16 protein-coding genes and 2 pseudogenes are annotated in these 18,118 nt (G+C 42.5%); 2 read left to right on the plus strand and 16 right to left on the minus strand.

What is annotated here, in order from left to right:
- Window positions 1-104: 104 nt before the first annotated feature.
- From tatC to udp, 11 genes and pseudogenes are all read right to left on the minus strand, one after another.
- On the minus strand, window positions 105-881 hold the full coding sequence (gene tatC, locus ABR397_RS16255) for a Sec-independent protein translocase subunit TatC (protein WP_350306671.1): 777 nt from the start codon (window positions 879-881) through the stop codon (window positions 105-107).
- 21 nt (window positions 882-902) lie between these two features.
- Window positions 903-1,346: a Sec-independent protein translocase protein TatB gene (tatB, locus tag ABR397_RS16260; protein ID WP_350306672.1), complete on the minus strand. Its 444-nt coding sequence runs from the start codon at window positions 1,344-1,346 to the stop codon at window positions 903-905.
- A 3-nt stretch (window positions 1,347-1,349) separates the two neighbouring features.
- A complete protein-coding gene (gene tatA, locus ABR397_RS16265) occupies window positions 1,350-1,610 on the minus strand; it encodes a Sec-independent protein translocase subunit TatA (RefSeq protein WP_021325746.1) in 261 nt (86 codons plus the stop codon).
- A gap of 83 nt (window positions 1,611-1,693) precedes the next feature.
- Complete coding sequence (gene ubiB, locus ABR397_RS16270) at window positions 1,694-3,334, minus strand: ubiquinone biosynthesis regulatory protein kinase UbiB (RefSeq protein WP_350306673.1); 1,641 nt, start codon at window positions 3,332-3,334, stop codon at window positions 1,694-1,696.
- Window positions 3,321-3,971: a ubiquinone biosynthesis protein UbiJ gene (gene ubiJ, locus ABR397_RS16275; protein WP_350306674.1), complete on the minus strand. Its 651-nt coding sequence runs from the start codon at window positions 3,969-3,971 to the stop codon at window positions 3,321-3,323. Before ubiJ ends, ubiB begins: the two co-directional genes overlap by 14 nt.
- Window position 3,972: 1 nt before the next feature.
- Window positions 3,973-4,728, minus strand: a complete 756-nt coding sequence (gene ubiE / locus ABR397_RS16280; RefSeq protein ID WP_350306675.1) for a bifunctional demethylmenaquinone methyltransferase/2-methoxy-6-polyprenyl-1,4-benzoquinol methylase UbiE — start codon at window positions 4,726-4,728, stop codon at window positions 3,973-3,975.
- A gap of 41 nt (window positions 4,729-4,769) precedes the next feature.
- Window positions 4,770-4,977, minus strand: a pseudogene (locus ABR397_RS16285) (hypothetical protein); the annotation flags it as partial.
- Window positions 4,956-5,060: pseudogene (locus ABR397_RS16290) on the minus strand (zinc ribbon domain-containing protein); the annotation flags it as partial. The pseudogenes ABR397_RS16290 and ABR397_RS16285, both read right to left, overlap by 22 nt.
- A 77-nt stretch (window positions 5,061-5,137) precedes the next feature.
- Window positions 5,138-5,668 carry a DedA family protein gene (locus ABR397_RS16295; RefSeq protein WP_046974960.1) on the minus strand — a complete coding sequence of 177 codons (531 nt, stop codon included), beginning with the start codon at window positions 5,666-5,668 and terminating at the stop codon, window positions 5,138-5,140.
- Between the two features lie 74 nt (window positions 5,669-5,742).
- The gene (locus tag ABR397_RS16300; protein ID WP_350306676.1) at window positions 5,743-6,525 is read right to left on the minus strand and encodes a tyrosine-protein phosphatase; all 783 of its coding nucleotides are present in this window, start codon (window positions 6,523-6,525) and stop codon (window positions 5,743-5,745) included.
- A gap of 93 nt (window positions 6,526-6,618) precedes the next feature.
- Window positions 6,619-7,374 (minus strand): uridine phosphorylase, encoded by a 756-nt coding sequence (udp, locus tag ABR397_RS16305; RefSeq protein ID WP_350306677.1) that lies wholly within the window; start codon window positions 7,372-7,374, stop codon window positions 6,619-6,621.
- Between the two features lie 660 nt (window positions 7,375-8,034).
- Between udp and pcp the strand changes: the two genes are divergently transcribed.
- Window positions 8,035-8,691, plus strand: coding sequence for a pyroglutamyl-peptidase I (gene pcp, locus ABR397_RS16310; RefSeq protein ID WP_350306678.1), 657 nt, complete (start codon window positions 8,035-8,037; stop codon window positions 8,689-8,691).
- A gap of 233 nt (window positions 8,692-8,924) precedes the next feature.
- On the opposite strand, the gene ABR397_RS16315 is transcribed toward pcp, so the two are convergent.
- Window positions 8,925-9,764 carry an intradiol ring-cleavage dioxygenase gene (locus ABR397_RS16315; RefSeq protein ID WP_350306679.1) on the minus strand — a complete coding sequence of 280 codons (840 nt, stop codon included), beginning with the start codon at window positions 9,762-9,764 and terminating at the stop codon, window positions 8,925-8,927.
- Between the two features lie 240 nt (window positions 9,765-10,004).
- Window positions 10,005-12,281 (minus strand): 5-methyltetrahydropteroyltriglutamate--homocysteine S-methyltransferase, encoded by a 2,277-nt coding sequence (gene metE / locus ABR397_RS16320; RefSeq protein WP_350306680.1) that lies wholly within the window; start codon window positions 12,279-12,281, stop codon window positions 10,005-10,007.
- Between the two features lie 109 nt (window positions 12,282-12,390).
- On the opposite strand from metE, the gene metR reads away from it, so the two are divergent.
- Window positions 12,391-13,338: an HTH-type transcriptional regulator MetR gene (metR, locus tag ABR397_RS16325; RefSeq protein WP_350306681.1), complete on the plus strand. Its 948-nt coding sequence runs from the start codon at window positions 12,391-12,393 to the stop codon at window positions 13,336-13,338.
- A 119-nt stretch (window positions 13,339-13,457) separates the two neighbouring features.
- On the opposite strand, the gene ABR397_RS16330 is transcribed toward metR, so the two are convergent.
- The 3 genes from ABR397_RS16330 to ABR397_RS16340 form a co-directional block, all read right to left on the minus strand.
- A complete protein-coding gene (locus ABR397_RS16330) occupies window positions 13,458-15,107 on the minus strand; it encodes a Na+/H+ antiporter (protein WP_350306682.1) in 1,650 nt (549 codons plus the stop codon).
- Window positions 15,108-15,378: 271 nt separating this feature from the next.
- Complete coding sequence (locus tag ABR397_RS16335; protein ID WP_350306703.1) at window positions 15,379-16,725, minus strand: NCS2 family permease; 1,347 nt, start codon at window positions 16,723-16,725, stop codon at window positions 15,379-15,381.
- Window positions 16,726-17,170: 445 nt separating this feature from the next.
- Complete coding sequence (locus ABR397_RS16340; RefSeq protein WP_350306683.1) at window positions 17,171-17,923, minus strand: sulfite exporter TauE/SafE family protein; 753 nt, start codon at window positions 17,921-17,923, stop codon at window positions 17,171-17,173.
- Window positions 17,924-18,118: the final 195 nt, after the last annotated feature.

Raw genomic sequence — 18,118 nt, forward strand, 5'->3', positions numbered from 1 at the left:
TCTCCTAACTCAAACCCAGCACATGGACGCTGGGTTAATTAATATGCTATCGCTTTGAGTTAATTATCTTAGCACTACAGAACAACATGTTAAGATTACTATTATCACCTTTCCGTATTCTCTTCTGATGTTTGCTCTTCTTCTGAACGATCTCCCAGTTTGCGCTGTCCGGTGTAAAAACGGGAAAGCAAAATCCCCAATTCGAATAGCAAATACATAGGAATCGCGAGTAAGGTTTGCGAGAAAACATCCGGCGGCGTCAATAACATACCAACAACAAAAGCACCTACCAAAATATACGGCCGCTTTTTCTTCAAGGATTCGGGCGTAACTACGCCACTCCAGCACAACAAAATAATGGCAACCGGGACTTCAAAAGAGATGCCAAAGGCCATAAACAACGCCATGACAAAGCTCAGATAATTACTAATATCCGTTGCAATCAAAACCCCTACAGGAGCTGTCTTAGCAAAGAACCCAAAAGCTATCGGAAATACAACAAAATAAGCAAATGCCATCCCCAAATAGAACAGCAGGCTACTGGAAACGAGCAGAGGGATCATCAAGCGACGTTCATGCTTATACAACGCAGGTGCAATAAATGCCCATACCTGATAGAGAACCATAGGTGCAGATACGAATATAGACACCATAATGGTTAGCTTTATTGGTGTAAAAAAGGGAGAGGCAACATCCGTCGCTATCATACTGGCACCTTGAGGCAATTGCTTAATCAAAGGCGCAGAGATCATCTGATAGATATCGTTAGAAAAATAGACCAACGCTAAAAAAACCACTAATACAGTAAGTAAACTGTTTAGAATTCGCTTACGCAGTTCAATAAGGTGACTGATAAGTGGTTGAGTATCATCAACAGCCATGTTTTCGTGTTCACCATTAACTTAATCAGAAGTTTTTTTCTTCGTTTCAGAAACCGCCTGATCATCCACCGGAGAAGATGATATAGGCGAAGCCACAATCTGAGACGCTGCTGGCTTTTGAGCCACTTCATCTGTTTCTGATGCTTTCACATTCCCTGCATCAGGCTCATTTTGGTATGCCTTTTTCAAAGACTCAGCCGCTCCTTTTAGTTCATCCATCGAAGCCTTCAATTCCGGGGACAAATTCTGTAACCCCGCCTCTTCTTCGACTTTTTTCAGACTCTCCTGGAGCTCTTGCAATTTAAGCTCCTGAGCAAGCTCATTTTGGACGTTAGCAGCTAAAGAACGTAATGCTCTGATCCAGCCGGCAACCGTTTTAACTGCCACAGGTAACCGCTCTGGCCCCAGAACCACCAAGCCAATGACCATAACCAACAGCAGTTCACTAAAACCAATGTCAAACACGGTTTACACCTGCTCTTTGTTTTTGCTCTCAGATGATTCAGATTGAGCTGCGGATTGCTTTTCAGCAATGTTTTTAGTCTCAAAATCAGCATCATTACTGGTTTTCTGAGCTTGCTGAGGTGGATTATCATCCCCTATCGCTTTTTTAAAACCTTTAATAGATGCTCCCAGATCAGACCCCAGAGTACGGAGTTTGTTTGTGCCGAATAACAGTACCACGATGACAGCAATGATGAGTAATTGCCAAATACTTATACCGCCCATTCTGGTTTACCTCTTTAACAGGAATTATCATTGATGACTCATTATACGACGAACTATATCTTCGAAAATACCGAAGACAAATTTTACTTTGTTTTACTTAACTGACACCAGCCAAACAACCATGAAACGACGCCCGCGCCCATAAACAACCAAGGAATATTGACTAAGCCAGACAACAAGAACAAACTCCCACAAAGAAACAATGTCGCACCAACACCGAGCAAATACTGCGACTGTCGCTGTTTTGTCTGCTGCCCTTTTAACTGATCTGATAGCTTCTCAATGTTGGCTTGCAAATGTTTATGCTGTTGAAGACTGTCATACACTAACTCAGGTAGTTCCGGCAACTTTTCTGCCCAATAAGGCGCTTTTTCTTTCAGCGCCCGAATAATAGCCGGCAATCCAACCTGGCTATGTAACCACTCTTCCAGAAATGGTTTCGCTGTTTTCCACAAATCAAGCTGTGGATAGAGCTGTCGTCCTAACCCTTCTACATACAAAAGCGTTTTTTGCAGAAGCACTAACTGAGGCTGCACTGCCATATTAAAACGGCGGGCAGTATTAAATAGATTCAGAAGAACATGACCAAATGAAATTTCCGCCAGTGGCTTTTCAAATATTGGCTCACAGACTGTACGGATTGCAAATTCAAAGTCTTCAACATTAGTATCACTGGGAACCCAACCTGAATCCACATGAAGTTCGGCAACTTTCCGGTAATCACGATTAAAGAAAGCGATAAAATTTTCCGCCAGATAACGTTTATCATCTTTATTAAGCGAACCAACAATACCGTAATCAATGCCAATATAAAACGGATCTTCAGGACGTTCATAGCTGATAAAAATATTTCCCGGATGCATATCCGCATGGAAAAAACTGTCACGAAAGACCTGAGTAAAAAAGACCTGTACTCCCCGTTCAGCCAACAATTTCATATTGGTATTCTGTGCTTCCAGTGCTTCAATATCAGAAACCGGGATACCATACACCCGCTCCATCACCAAAACATTTTCACGGCAATAATCAGAATAAATTTCCGGTACATAAAGCATTGAGCTGTTTTCGAAATTACGGCGAAGCTGAATTGCATTAGCGGCTTCACGTAGTAAATTCAGCTCATCAATCAACGTCTTTTCGTATTCCCGCACCACTTCACGAGGGCGTAAACGACGTCCATCAGGCAACAGCATAGGTACCCAATTAGCCAAGCGATACATTAACCGAATATCCGCTTTGATAATCGGCAAAATATCAGGACGGATTACTTTGATAACAATTTCCTGACCATTCTCTTTTAACAGGGCAGTATGTACCTGCGCAATTGAAGCAGAGGCCAAAGCTACAGGTTCAAAATTATCAAACCAAGTTTCCAGCGCCCCCCCTAAAGAGGCTTCAATATATTGACGAGCCAGAGCACCGTCGAAAGAGGCAACCCGGTCTTGCAACAATGCCAGTTGATCAGCTATTGGCGGAGGAAAAAGATCACGCCGTGTTGAAAGCATCTGTCCAAATTTAATCCAGACAGGCCCTAACTCCTGTAAAGCAAGTCGCAACCTCTCCCCGAGCGATTTATCTTTATGTCTATTCGGGATCCAAAACAACAAATAACGTCCAAAACGAAGAGGCCAAGTCAAACGAATGCGAGGAATCAGCTCATCCAATCCGTAAGAAAGAAAAACCCGAATGATCAAATAAAGGCGCCTTAATTCACCTGGAGTCATATTTTTCCTCTAATACTGCCAATCGTTGTTCTATTTGACTGATATCTTCAGTCAACACGCTGACTTCTTCGCTGAAATAAGCCACTTCAAGCGCATTTGGCGCCAGTTTCCATTCCTCCGTTAATGTTTCCACCAGATAATTTTTCTGGCATTCTATTGAGCCGGAAACAAACTGAAATCCTTTTTTAATGGCCTTGCTGATACCTTCAGCAGCAATATCCCCGAGATAAGGGGAAAGATAATGGGCCAAATCCCATTCAACCATATCCAACAAAGCAGACCATTGCTGAATAACCTGCATATCCCCTTCAATAACCATTTCACCGCTATTGAACAACCTGGAAATTTGTTGGCGATCCCGTAACTTAAGCAAAGCAGTAAAATTAGTTTTAACTGTGCAATCAGCAGCTTCAGCCCATTGACTTAATACATCCACTTGTTTTTCACTGAATACTAATGTGAGTGGTGTATTCATTTCTTGCAGTTCAATCGACAAAACTTTGCCCGCCAGCCGCATACGAGCAGGTCTTAATACAGGTGCACTGTACAACAGGTGATTCAACGATCTTTCCATCACCGCGGTTAAGACCGGCATAAGTGTGGAATTAATGGCTGTACTCAGTGATGGTTTTTCCATCTCAGAATTTAAAACCTCTGTGTAGTGCAACAATACCACCGGTCATATTGGTATACGTCACTTGTTCAAAACCCGCATTTTCCATCATGGTCTTAAGTGTTTCCTGATCAGGATGCATACGGATGGATTCCGCCAAGTAACGATAACTGTCAGCATCCTGCACAAAAACCTGACCAATTTTTGGCAGTACATGGAAAGAGTATGCATCATAAGCTTTGCTTAATGGTGCAAGCAATGGTTTAGAGAACTCAAGCACCAATAAGCGCCCGCCCGGTTTCAAAACCCGAAACATAGAACGCAGGGCTTTTTCTTTTTCAGTTACATTACGCAAGCCGAAAGAGATAGTAATGCAATTAAAATAGTTATCAGGGAAAGGCAACGCTTCCGCATTAGCCTGCACATAGCTGACATTACCAACAATACCGGTATCACGTAATTTCTCACGCCCAACCTTCAACATAGACTCATTGATATCAGCAAGAACAACTTCACCCTTTTCACCAACTATACGGGAAAACTTGGCTGCCAGATCTCCGGTACCGCCAGCTAAATCAAGGACTCTCTGACCCCGGCGAACACCACTGGCATTAATAGCCATACGTTTCCAAATACGATGAATGCCAAACGACATTAAATCATTCATTAAATCGTACTTTGCCGCAACGGAATGAAATACTTCGGCTACCATACCTTCTTTTTCATCTTTGGCTACGGTGCGGAAACCAAAATGTGTGGTTTGTTTCGTTTGGTCTACCATGTTATCTGCCCGTTTTTTATTCAAACTGTTATAAAAGTGTATCAGCCTTTCAGATAAAACCCTATCCTAGCGTTAATCATTAGCACAGGATGGATGGCTTTATTAACCAATTCGGGATCAATAGAACGTTTCACTTCAACCCCTAACTTACGGAACCCCTAAGCCTTGCATATCATCAACAAACAAACGCATTTTATCGTACATACGGGATGCCTTATCCGCAATTAAACGCGCATTCTGGCTTTGATATCACGGTCATGTTCTACCGCGCATTCAGGGCATTGCCAGCGCCGTTTATGCAGCGGCATTTCCGACATCTTGCAACCACAACATTGCTAAGTTAAATTAACACTGTATAGATGTCCAGATTGATTTACACAAGTGTCTCAGCCTGCGAAGCCGCTCTCAATTAACTTATCCATTGAGCTAACCATTGCAAACCAAAAGCGCCCGGAGCTAATACCCCAAAAGACCAGATAAGCGCAGAACAGATATTGGCAATCTGGAAATAACGCAACGGCATGGTACAAATACCTGCCACCAATGGCACAATTGCACGGAATGGCCCAAAAAACCGACCAAGGAAAATACTCCAAATACCCCAGCGCTCAAAGAAATTATGCGCTCGTGTCAGCAATTGTGGTTTACGGGAAATCGGCCAGATTTTACCAACATCACCTTTAAAATGCGCACCGGCGATATAGGATACCCAATCGCCCAAAAAGGCCCCTACCGCCGCAGCCAACCAGATTGGCCAGAAATTAAGGCCGCTTTCACCTATTAATGCACCTAATCCAAGCAGTATGATCGTTGCAGGCAATAACAAGGAGAAAAAAGCCAGAGATTCACCAAAAGCAAGTAAGAAAACAATCGGCATGATCCAGGTATCGTGTGCTTTTACAAAAGCGATTACCAACTCAACTATTTCATGAAGGCTCAAATTCAAATTCCTGTATTGATTAATACCACATTCAATTTAACCACTGTTGTATTAACCAGAATTAAACCAACTTCTTATTCAAGGAAATAACCTTGTAATTTTTGACGGGCAGAAAAATCAAGGCCAAGATCTTTCTCCAGCCATACATCTACACTGCCATAATTCTGGTTAATACTGTTTAGTGCCGCCATTAAAAACTCTTCTCTGACGGAATAGACATAAGCAAATTTCTTAACCATATCATCACTCATGGTTTTCGCATGTTCATTTAACAAATACTCACGGTAAGGCGCCAGCGTGGCGTTCGTCACCAAATAATCTTCCATTACCGTATCTAAATCAGCTCCAAGTGCAAACAACACCAGTGCAGAACCCACACCCGTTCTGTCTTTACCTACCGCACAATGTTGTACTATCCCGCCCTTTTCCGGCTGTTGCAGCAATTTAACTAATATCTTATAAGCCTCATTTTTCAAAGGCAGTAATTTATAAAGACGGAACATAAACGACTGCGGATCAAATTGCGCCAACATCTCTGATGTCAATTTTTCCAGATTCGCATTCACTTCCTTGGATAATGGATTGGCAGGAGCATGATGATAATTAGCCCCATTCCATACCTGATCAGGCTTATCTTCTATTTCACCTGTGTCTCGATAATCTATGATTTGAAAGAGGTTTTTATTTGTCAGGAAAGATTGGTCTTTCTCTGTTAAGCGATCCAAAGCGCCAGAGCGAAAAAGTAAACCTGATTTAATTTTCCCACCACTGGCTACCGTTTTACCACCTAAATCACGAAAATTAATCCCGCCATGAAGGGGAAGTACTGATGGGTGCAATAAAGATGTAGTAATCATGATGACTCTTAATTAGTTGTAAATTTTAAAACATTAACAGATTTCTACTTAAAAGAAGAGTGAGCCGGAATATTCCGGCCCAAAAAGTATTATTTACAACAAACGACGAGCAGCTTCGACGACGATCCCTAATGCGTTACTTTCTGTTTTCTTAAGTAACTCAACATCAGGAATTTCCTGCTGAGTACGGTTAACAATGACACCGGCAACCATACCTGCACGCAGCCCCTGGCTTGCACACATCGTCAACAAAGTTGCAGATTCCATTTCATAATTCATGACGCCCATCGCCTGCCATTCAGCCATTGAGCCTTTAAAACGGCTCACAACACGGCCGGAATAGGTATCGTAGCGTTCCTGACCGGGGTAGAAAGTATCGGAAGAAGCCGTTACACCCACATGTGTCGTTGCGCCAGAATCTTTTGCTGCTTCATACAGTGCAGTAGTACAGTCAAAATCGGCAACCGCCGGGAATTCCATCGGAGCAAAATGCAAGCTGGCGCCATCCAAACGAACAGCAGCCGTGGTTACCAGCACATCCCCAACATTGATATTTTCCTGGATTGCACCTGTTGTCCCAATACGTAAGAAAGTACGAACCCCCAATTGTGCTAATTCTTCAACGGCAATGGATGTTGATGGGCCACCAATGCCCGTGGAGCACACAATAACTGCTTTACCATCAATTTCTGCACGCCACGACGTGAATTCACGCAAAGAAGCAAGATGAACAGGGTTATCCATCAATCTTGCAATTTTTTCCACACGTTTCGGATCACCCGGAACAATAGCTAAAGTTGCGCCTTGTAGGTCGCTTTTGGTCAGACCTAAGTGAAATACATCAGACATATCAGACTCCTCAAAGGGAAAAATTTATAATGAAATTGGTTGAAATCTACTGTATTGAGCATTTAGACATCTTTTAGTGATAAATATCACTTCGAAGTAAGATAAAAAAGAAAAACGCACATTATTTTGAGATGTAAATCACAAAATAATCATAAAATGAGTAAAAATAAGCGAATCATTATAAAGAAAAAAATTAACGCATGCCTAAATAGTAATCACAAACTCGAAAATAAAGAATCGAATGTTTCCTTTCTGCCATAAGTTAAACTGAATACGTTCATATATGGAAAAAACAGCCAATTGTTTAATTATATTTATGATTAAAACAATGCCTGGAACAGTATATATCCAAATGGATAACTTGATTTATTCATTGTCAAGACGAAAAATCAATAATTATCTCATTGAAACTTTCTATCCAGAGAATTGATAGCAGTAAATATCAATCTAGTCATAAAGAAAAATATATCTCAATAACCGTCAATTTCCAAAAATAAAAATAACCACGGTGGATTCGACTAATAAGAGAATTTTATTTATTATCTTTATATCTCAACAAAAATAAAACAATTACCAAATATAAATATCACCGTCACCCTTTAATAGGATGCATATTGTTTAAACATATTAGAACCTTTCCATCATACAGGAGTACTCCCTATGGCAAGACAGAAAACAGTTTTAATTACAGGTTTTGAGCCTTTCGACAATGAAACAATTAATCCATCATGGGAAGCAGTCAAGCAGTTGCAAGGGCGCGAATTGTGTGGAGCGCGTATAGAAGCACGCCAGCTTCCATGCGTGTTCGATGTCTCCCTGACTTGCTTATATGCGGCTATTAATGATATCCAGCCTGATCTGGTGATTGCCGTAGGACAAGCAGGTGGTAGAGCTGATATCACCGTGGAACGCGTGGCGATTAATATCAACGATGCACGCATTCCTGATAATCAAGGTAACCAGCCTATCAATACGCCGATCGTAGCAACGGGTCCCGCAGCCTATTTTGCTACGTTACCCATCAATGCAATGGTCAAAGGTTTACATAAAGCAGGACTCCCAGCTTCAATTTCACAGACCGCAGGTACTTTCGTCTGCAATCATGTCATGTATGGCTTGCTGCATTATTTGACGTATATCAATCCTGAAATACGCGGTGGTTTTATCCACATCCCTTATCTGCCAGAGCAGGCAGTGCGGTACTCCGGCACACCGAGTATGGCCCTGGAAACAGTAATAACAGCACTGGAAATCGCCATTGATGAAGCATTAAAAAACAGTGAGGATATCGTCATCAGTGGAGGTGCAACTCATTAATTTAATATTCTGCTCACGCAGTTAAAAACTCTCCACAAAAGTGACAGGCACAGAGAAATATGATCGACTGAATAATGTTGCAAAGATAATCCTCTCTGTGCCTGCACAATGTCCGTATGTAACTATCAAGCACCTGATATTTTTTTAATTATTAACCAATATGCCATTTACATAAGTTACTTTATAATTTTGACTGTTATTATATTGAAATTTAGTTTATTCAACAAAACCTGTCACACCGCATGTGAATATAAATCATCTTTAGTTATGAAATTAGATATATTTTCCAAGTCTACTGACAAAATTATTTCACCCAGTATCCCACGATTAATATCAGATTCGTCTATTTTTGTTACTTTTATTTCTGAAAGATGACCATTCATATTTTTGAAATATTCATCATCACGATTTTTAGTTCTGCTTATCCTCCGTTTTGAATACAGATCATATTTATAAACCTCTGCATTGATCTCTTCAGGAAAATACATTTGACCAACAAAGGCAAAATGTTCTTCTTCATTTATATCTTTGCTGATCTGTCTAATCGCAATATGAACATGAGTTGCTCTACCAACATAAAACCCTGGATAAATAGTAGTAAAATTGACTACCCCATTTTTATCCGATTGTTGAGCCCCTCTTAGAAAAACTTTATCATCAGTTCTGTTGATACCAGATATTTCACCGGATTCAGGTGGTATATCTGGACTGATATAACTCCAACCAGAATATTTCCCCCGACTATTGCAGTGCCAAATATCAATAAATAATTTATCAACAGGCTTACATGTTTTCTCATCCATAATAGTTATTTTTAACAAAAAAGGTATTCCTGATTCTGAATCAGTAATATCCCGCCTTACAATTTTACTATTTCGAAAATATGGCCCTGATATCTGCTCTGGAGCAAGGGTACACACACCTATTCCATTTCCATTCTGTGACGATAATTTTCCTTCCGCACGGGCCAAGCCAATTGGAGCAAGTGCAGCCGTCGCCGTGATAGCAGCACTACCTTTTAAAAAATCTCTTCGAGAGCTACTTTTCTTACCTTGCAAATTATTAACATCCATATAATCCTCTCTTTAATTATTTAGTTTCTATTACAATGCTTCCAGATTCCATTTTGTTACGTCGCGGGTATTTTGTTAATAAAACGTATTTTTTCCAATATCAATATGGAATATATATATAATTCATAAAAAATTTTATTACAGAAGAGGCTCCATTTAGCAACAAATATCCCCAAGAGAAATATTATTTATGAAAAAGCCCATCACCAATAAAGGTGATGGGCAAATGACTGGATTGAGTTATTTTACTGATTCGCGGAGACGTTTCGCCGCCTGTACCATATTTGCCAGTGACTGACGGGTTTCAGTCCAACCACGGGTTTTCAGGCCACAATCCGGATTAACCCACAAGCGTTCAACCGGGATACGATCAGCCGCTTTGCGTAACAATGCTTCAATCCATTCAACACTGGGCACGTTAGGTGAATGAATATCATAAACACCTGGCCCGATCTCATTCGGATAAGAGAAGTTTTCGAATGAATCCAGCAACTCCATATCTGAACGGGAAGTTTCAATGGTAATCACATCCGCATCCAAGGCCGCAATGGAAGGCATGATGTCATTAAACTCGCAATAACACATATGAGTGTGAATCTGTGTGTCATCTTCAGCAATTGCAGCGCTCAATTTAAATGCATCTACAGCCCAATCGAGATATGCCTGCCACTCTTCGCGGCGCAGTGGTAAGCCTTCACGCAACGCCGGCTCATCAATCTGGATGATACCAATGCCAGCTTTCTGCAAATCATCCACTTCATCACGCAGTGCCAATGCAATCTGTTTAGCGATAGTCTCACGGCTGACATCTTCCCTTGGGAATGACCAACAAAGGATAGTCACTGGCCCGGTTAACATTCCTTTGACCGGTTTATCCGTCAGCGATTGAGCATATTTAGCCCACTCTACAGTGATAGCTTCTGGGCGGCTGACATCACCAATAATCACCGGTGGCTTAACACAACGGGAACCATAACTCTGAACCCAGCCATTCTGCGTAAAGACAAAGCCGTCAAAGTGTTCGCCGAAATATTCCACCATGTCGTTACGTTCAGCTTCACCATGAACCAAGACATCCAATCCTAAACGTTCCTGTTCGTTGATTGCCTGCTTGATATGTTCACAAATGTTGGTGCGATAGCTGGCGCCATCTACCCGGCCTTTTTTGAAATCCAGACGCAAGCCGCGGATTTCCGTTGTTTGCGGGAATGATCCAATCGTTGTTGTTGGCCACAATGGCAGGTTATAGCGCTGACGCTGTACTTCCGCACGCTGCGGATAGGGCTGATTACGTTCACTATCCTGTGGCTCAATAGCGGCAAGGCGATGAGCAACAGTCTGATTATTCACCCGTTTAGACTCACGGCGGGCACGGATTGGCGCACTGTAAGCATCCAATTCTGCTTGTTTACCGCCTTCTGGCTGATTCAACGCCGCAGCCAGCAAAGCCAATTCCTCACATTTTTGCAATGCGAACGCAAACCAGCTTTTCACCTCTACATCAAGAGCAGTTTCATCATTCAGATCGATAGGGCTGTGCAGAAGAGAACAAGATGAACCAACCCACAGTGTACGACTCTCTACCAGTGGTTTAATCAACTGATATTTAGCGGTTAAATCAGCACGCCATACGTTACGACCATTAATTACGCCAAGGGAAAGCAGCCACTCTTTTGGTAGGGACTCATGCAGCTGCGCAACATCATCTTTACCGGCAACCAGATCTACATGCAACCCCTGTACAGGTAGAGATTTAATGATCTCCAGGTTGTGACCAATGCTATCGAAGTAAGTGGTCAGCAACAATTTAACCTGCCCCTGAAGCGCCTGATAAGCAACCGAATAAGCTGTCAGCCACTCTTCCGGCAATTCCAGCACCAGAGCAGGTTCATCAATCTGAACCCATTCAATACCACGTTTAGCTAACTCAGCTAACACTTGCTGATAAACAGGAAGAATGTCTTTCAGTAAAGAGAGGCGATCAAACACCTGACCTTTCACTTTACCCAACCACAGGTAAGTCACCGGTCCCAGTAAAACAGGTTTCACTTTATGACCCAGAGCCAGAGCCTCGTCCACTTCCTCCAGTAACTGAGTCCAACTCAGTTTAAATTCCTGACCTTGCTGAAATTCCGGCACAATATAATGGTAGTTAGTATTAAACCATTTAGTCATTTCTGCGGCGGCGGCGGGCTCACCAGTCGGCGCACGACCGCGGGCAATGCGGAATAGTGTATCCAGATCAATAATGCCATCTGCATTCTGATGACGGGGTGGTACATTACCCAGCAATAAGCTGGTGGTCAGAACATGATCATACCAAGCGAAATCACCAACCGGCACTAAATCAACACCAGCCTGCTTCTGTTGTTCCCAGTGACGGGCACGTAACTCACGGCCAGTTTCCAATAATTCTTGCTGAGAGATTTTTCCTGCCCAATAATTTTCCTGAGCTTTTTTTAATTCTCTTTTCAAACCGATACGTGGAAAGCCAAGTGTGTGATTAATAATCGTCATTTTCATTATCCCGTCATTTTTAGCCGTCTAGATGTTTACACATCCATAATCAACAGGTAAGGTATAAACCACAAGCGCAATTTATTCATTATCATCCTGAAGGTTTCTCATGATCGAAATAAAACATTTAAAAACATTACAATCATTGAGTCATTTTGGTTCATTAGCAGCAGCGGCCAATCACTTGCATCAGACACAATCCGCTTTGTCTCATCAATTCAGCGATCTTGAACACCGCCTTGGCTTTCGATTGTTTATCCGTAAAAGTCAACCGCTTCGTTTTACACCGCAGGGTGAAGTTTTATTACGGTTGGCAGAACAAGTTCTCCCATTGGTCCAAAACGCACTGTTCGAATGTAAGGAACCGGGCCAGACCAATTTGCGTATCGCTATTGAATGCCATAGTTGTATTCAATGGCTAACACCCGCACTCAAACATTTCCGCGAAACCTGGCCGCAGGTCAATATGGATTTCAAATCCGGCGTCACTTTTGATCCACAGCCTGCACTATTGCAACGGGAATTAGATGTCGTTCTGACATCAGATATTCTTCCTGATAGCGATCTGCACTACACGCCCCTATTTGATTATGAGGTCAAATTGATTGTCGCCCCGGATCACCCTCTGGCAAATGAGCTGCACATCCAGCCAAAGGATTTAATTGATGAGACGTTGATGATCTATCCCGTTCAGCGCCAACGATTTGATATCTGGCGACGTTTCTTGCAACCCGCCGGCGTCACCCCCCCCCTGAAAAATGTAGATAACACGCTGTTACTGATTCAAATGGTCGCTGCCCGTATGGGGATCGCGGCTCTGCCACACTGGGTTGTTGAAACATTTGAACGGCAAGGACTCGTGGTAACGAAAACGCTGGGAGAAGGTTTATGGAGCAGGCTCTACGCTGCCGTCCGTGAAGGTGAACAACACCAGCCTGAGATTAACGCATTTATCCATTCCGCACGCCAGCACGCGATGGATAATCTGCCATTCGTGAAGGGGATTTCAAGATCAAGCGTTGCTAAAACAACGCAACAAGCAAACCTCCTCCAATAGTAAATTTATCACCCATCCCACCGGAACCAAGATACTATTCATCATTGCCAAGGTTCCGGGTTCCGGTGGAAAAACCAACACCATCAGCCAGACACGGGTAAACACAAGCAAACAGGCTATCAGTGCTCTTTCCCTACCAGTAAAGCCTCCAGTAGATCCAAATCATGCAACAAAGTCTGAAGTGTCTCATTGCTGATTTTTCTGGTTGCACGCAGATGATATAACTCACCGCGCTCTGCTCTTAACGCAGTCAGACGGAAACGACGCTCCAAATCTTCCACCATCAGGTTATGTTCTATCTCATCCTGCCCTACAGTACGACGGCGCAAATGACCAATTACCCTGGAAGCAACTTCAGTAATAACCTCAGCATCCAATTGCTCTTCTGAGCTGGCAGAAAGGCGTTCCTCCATCTTATTCATACCGACAATAGCCACTTCAGCCATTGCTGCCCGCGCCATTCGGATTTCACTGATATCAGCCTGCTTATCGAAAGCTTTAATTCCCCGTAGCAGGAATGGCAAAGAGACAACCCCAACTAACAGCGAGAGCAGGATAACCCCGGCAGCAATAAAAATAAGCTGATAACGTGCCGGGAATGGCGTGCCATCCGCCAGAAGTAGAGGCACAGACAATGCGCCGGCAAGAGTAATTGCACCACGAACCCCGGCAAAAGATGCCAGCCACAATTCACGTGTAGTATAAGTCGCGAAACTCAGAGGATTTTTTTTCATAAAGGTTTTGCTGATATTCTTCATCAGCCACAACCAACAGAAACGCAGCAGTAAAAGAGCACCATAAATCACTGCAACTGCGGCAAACAGCATCCAGGTTTCAACTGTTGGATCAAGCTCTGCTTGTACAACGGAGGTTTGCCAGATCCCCGGTAATTGCAGGCCCAACATGATAAATACCAGACCGTTAAATACGAATTCCAGCATTGACCAGACACTATCGGCCCGCAAACGCATCGCCAACGGCGCGTTACGGATAACGCCAGATTTACTGATAGTCATACCCGCAGCAACGGCGGCGAGGATACCGGAAACACCAATATGTTCGGCAATCAAATAAGAGGTAAAAGGCAACAGCAACATGAAAACAATTTGAGTTGCCGGATCGCCCCCACTCCAGCGATTCATCAAACGCAGGGATTTACTGTACAACCAGGTCACCGCAATACCAGATAACAAACCACCGATAGCAACTTTAAAGAATTCGATAGTCGCGCCGGTAACAGTAAATACCATCGTTCCCATCGCTATCGCGACAGCGAACTTTAAGGCCACCAGACCGGAAGCATCGTTCATTAACGCTTCCCCTTCCATCACACTCATCATGCGTTTAGGCATACGCCCTTTTCCGACAATGGATGATAAAGCCACCGCATCCGTTGGCGATAACACAGCAGCAAGGGCAAAGGCAGCAATTAATGGAATACCTGGCATCAGCCAGTAAATCAGATAACCAATACCGATCACAGTAACCAGTACCAATACCAGCATCAGTATGAAAATTTCCCTTCCGTACTGGAAAAATTCCCTGGTTGGCGTTTTCCAACCATCAACGAATAACAAAGGAGGGATTAACAGGACAAGAAACAGCTCAGGATCAAAAGTAACATGTAAACCAAAATGCGGAAAGGCTAGCAATGCACCCATTGCAATTTGCACTAACGGCAAAGGTATGCGGAACGGAATCACCTTAGTTAGAACACCAGAGACTGAAACCACCAAAATCAAAATCAGAATAGTAAAGAATATTTCCATGTTGCCCTTACAATTTACCTGAGAACCGTTGATATACAGATTGAGACTTTTCTCTTCCCGCCAAAACAAAAACAATGAGAATAGATCTTAATGCAAAAATAACTGAATCAATCGAAAAAGGTAGATACATGCTGAATCGTATCCAAAAGAATTGCAGGAATATTGTAAACTAATCAGATAAATAGCGGTGAAATAATTGAGAACTCAAAAGCAATCGCAAGAAATGGCAAAGTGCGCAGGCATAGAGACACCTTACGCACTTTTTAATCAATCAAATAGCCCAATCACCAGCATAAAATACTACCAAAGCGATCGTGATCACGATTGTACCGACATTTAACTTACGCCATTCGCCAGAACAGACACGACCAATAACCAAAGAACCGAAACCCAGCATAATACCGGTGACAATATTGCAAGTCAGAACAATAAAGACCGCACAGAGCATACCGGACATCGCTCCAACAAAATCATCGAAATCCAGCTTTTTGACATTACTCAGCATCAGCAAACCAACATACATCAGCGCCGGCGCGGTCGCATACGCGGGTACAAGATATGAAAGTGGAGAAAGGAACAAAATTAACAGGAACAGGATACCGACAACTGTTGCCGTTAAACCTGTTTTACCTCCTGCTGCGGTACCCGCCGCTGATTCGATATATACCGCAGCCGGAGAGGCGCCGATGACGCCTGCAAAAATACTGCTGACAGAATCGGCAGTCAGCGCTTTACCGCCATTAATAATCTGCCCGCCCTTATCCAACAGATTCCCTTGCCCTGCCACTGCGCGGATTGTGCCGGTTGCATCAAATACGGCGGTCATTACCAATGCCAGCACACTGGGTAATACAATCGGCTGCAAAGCTCCCATAATATCCATACTAAAAACCAAAGACAGGCCGTCATCTCCCAAGTTGGGTACTTTAAAGAAGCCTTGATATTTCACAGCCGGATCAAAAATGAGCCCGATAACAGAAATCACCACAATCACTAGCAGCACGCCACCTGGAACTTTCAATTTTTCCAGGCCAAAAATAACCGCCAGACCAAACAAAGTCATCATAACCGGAAAAGAGGTGAACGAACCCAAAGCAACAGGCAGACCTTCCAACGGGTTCTTAATGACCAAACCAACGCCATTTGACGCAATCAACAACAAAAATAGCCCAATACCAATCCCCGCACCATGCGCAATACCCATAGGTATATTGCGCAAAATCCAGGAGCGAATACCGGTAACAGAAATCACAGTAAACAAACAGCCCATCAGGAATACCGCGCCGAGCGCAACCGGAATACTAATTTGCTGCCCCAAAACCAAGCTAAAAGCGGTAAATGCAGTCAGTGAAATTGCACAACCAATCGCCATTGGCAGATTAGCCCAAAGCCCCATTAACAAAGAGCCAAAACCAGCAACCAAACAGGTCGCAATAAAAACAGCAGTATGAGGAAACCCAGCCTGCCCTAGCATACCCGGAACAACGATGACTGAATAAACCATCGCCAGAAAAGTCGTGAGTCCTGCCAGAATCTCACGGCGTACCGTTGTTCCGCGTTCGGTCAATTTAAAATACTTATCCAGCTTGCATTTAGCTGGCGCCTGAGTGCCGGACATCATGTTGTTCCCCTGCATTATATTCATGTATTTCTCCGCTTTCTGCCAAACGAAAACGATTACCTTACCTAATAACAATAATGAATATTGTACCAATTGGTTTCACCAACCATAAAAGCAATCGTTTGGCTTTCAGAATAAAAAACGATGAGAGAATTTGAGGCGAAAGATTATCCAGTGATCATGGTGTTGGAATCAAGAGCTAACCGTATTTTTAACACAAAAAAACTGCCTGTTTATTGTCATGTTTTTCTCGTGAAAAACTTGATAAAAGCATAATTGTAGATAAAATCACCAACAGGAGGTAAACCATGAGCATCAAAACCAAACTGATAAAAGCGAGCTATTTGGCGAACAAAAGACAGAGAAAATAAATGCGAAATGAATCGAAAATAACAATTTAATGATATTATACGAAACAAATAAATTTTTATCAGTTACTATTTCAAAGAGTAAATATATAACGATATATCAGCATTAACCCTGAAACCAGCACAATGATATTGATAAACCTCAGGAATGCCTCTCTGGAAATTTTCAGTGTCACCTGGCGGCCTAAATAAATTCCCAATAACATCGCTGGGATAAATACCAATATTAATAACAAGAATGAACTATCCAGATAAATACCCAGGACAACAAAAATAATCACTCTTGTCAGGGTACTGAAGCCCATGAAAGTCGTCTGAGTAATCCGGAAAGCTTCCTTATCGGGTATCCGACCGGTCAAATAGATGGCATAAAGAAAACCACCACTACCAAATAATGCACTGAAAACACCGCCTACCAAACCAAACGGAATCGCCGCTTTAAGCGGGAATTGACGATAGGCTTTACCCGAAAATAATGAATAAAGTGAATAGAAAACAACAAATAATCCTAATACCAGAACCAAAACATCGGGTCGGGCCATCAATAAAATGACTGCACCAATCAAGCTACCGATAATCATTAACGGAACAATTAACCTGAGCTCACTAAACTCGGCTCTTCTACCATCTCTGGCAACATTAATGACTGCGGCGGTTAAATCTATCAACGCAAGTAGAGGAACAATTTTCACTACAGGGATATAAAGCGCCAGAATCGGGCTGGCAATAAGTGCAGAACCAAACCCAGCCATACCGAAAACCAAGTAAGCAAAAAAAACAGCAAAAATACAAATAAACAGATCAGGCCATGTCAGTACATGTAACATTGATATTTCTCTGCAAATAGTTATCAATCCAAGTGATCATTGTCTCAATACTAATAGCTTTTACTGTCGTTTGTCAGAATAATCTGCAAAAAATAACTACAGCAATTCAAGATACTTTTATGTACAAATGTGCTGGTAATTGGCTGATAGAAAAAATAAAGGAGCCAGAATTGTAAATAACCACAAATATTTGCT

Origin of the sequence: Photorhabdus viridis, assembly GCF_040256935.1 — a bacterium.
Lineage (GTDB): Bacteria > Pseudomonadota > Gammaproteobacteria > Enterobacterales > Enterobacteriaceae > Photorhabdus > Photorhabdus viridis.

What these genes read in the sequence shown, in the direction of transcription:
- tatC (WP_350306671.1), bottom strand. Translation starts at nt 881, where the DNA reads ATGGCTGTTGATGATACTCAACCACTTATCAGTCACCTTATTGAACTG.
- tatA (WP_021325746.1), bottom strand. Translation starts at nt 1,610, where the DNA reads ATGGGCGGTATAAGTATTTGGCAATTACTCATCATTGCTGTCATCGTG.
- udp (WP_350306677.1), bottom strand. Translation starts at nt 7,374, where the DNA reads ATGTCTGATGTATTTCACTTAGGTCTGACCAAAAGCGACCTACAAGGC.
- ubiJ (WP_350306674.1), bottom strand. Translation starts at nt 3,971, where the DNA reads ATGGAAAAACCATCACTGAGTACAGCCATTAATTCCACACTTATGCCG.
- metR (WP_350306681.1), top strand. Translation starts at nt 12,391, where the DNA reads ATGATCGAAATAAAACATTTAAAAACATTACAATCATTGAGTCATTTT.
- ABR397_RS16335 (WP_350306703.1), bottom strand. Translation starts at nt 16,725, where the DNA reads ATGTCCGGCACTCAGGCGCCAGCTAAATGCAAGCTGGATAAGTATTTT.
- ABR397_RS16315 (WP_350306679.1), bottom strand. Translation starts at nt 9,764, where the DNA reads ATGGATGTTAATAATTTGCAAGGTAAGAAAAGTAGCTCTCGAAGAGAT.
- ubiE (WP_350306675.1), bottom strand. Translation starts at nt 4,728, where the DNA reads ATGGTAGACCAAACGAAACAAACCACACATTTTGGTTTCCGCACCGTA.
- ubiB (WP_350306673.1), bottom strand. Translation starts at nt 3,334, where the DNA reads ATGACTCCAGGTGAATTAAGGCGCCTTTATTTGATCATTCGGGTTTTT.
- metE (WP_350306680.1), bottom strand. Translation starts at nt 12,281, where the DNA reads ATGACGATTATTAATCACACACTTGGCTTTCCACGTATCGGTTTGAAA.
- ABR397_RS16300 (WP_350306676.1), bottom strand. Translation starts at nt 6,525, where the DNA reads ATGATTACTACATCTTTATTGCACCCATCAGTACTTCCCCTTCATGGC.
- pcp (WP_350306678.1), top strand. Translation starts at nt 8,035, where the DNA reads ATGGCAAGACAGAAAACAGTTTTAATTACAGGTTTTGAGCCTTTCGAC.
- ABR397_RS16330 (WP_350306682.1), bottom strand. Translation starts at nt 15,107, where the DNA reads ATGGAAATATTCTTTACTATTCTGATTTTGATTTTGGTGGTTTCAGTC.
- ABR397_RS16340 (WP_350306683.1), bottom strand. Translation starts at nt 17,923, where the DNA reads ATGTTACATGTACTGACATGGCCTGATCTGTTTATTTGTATTTTTGCT.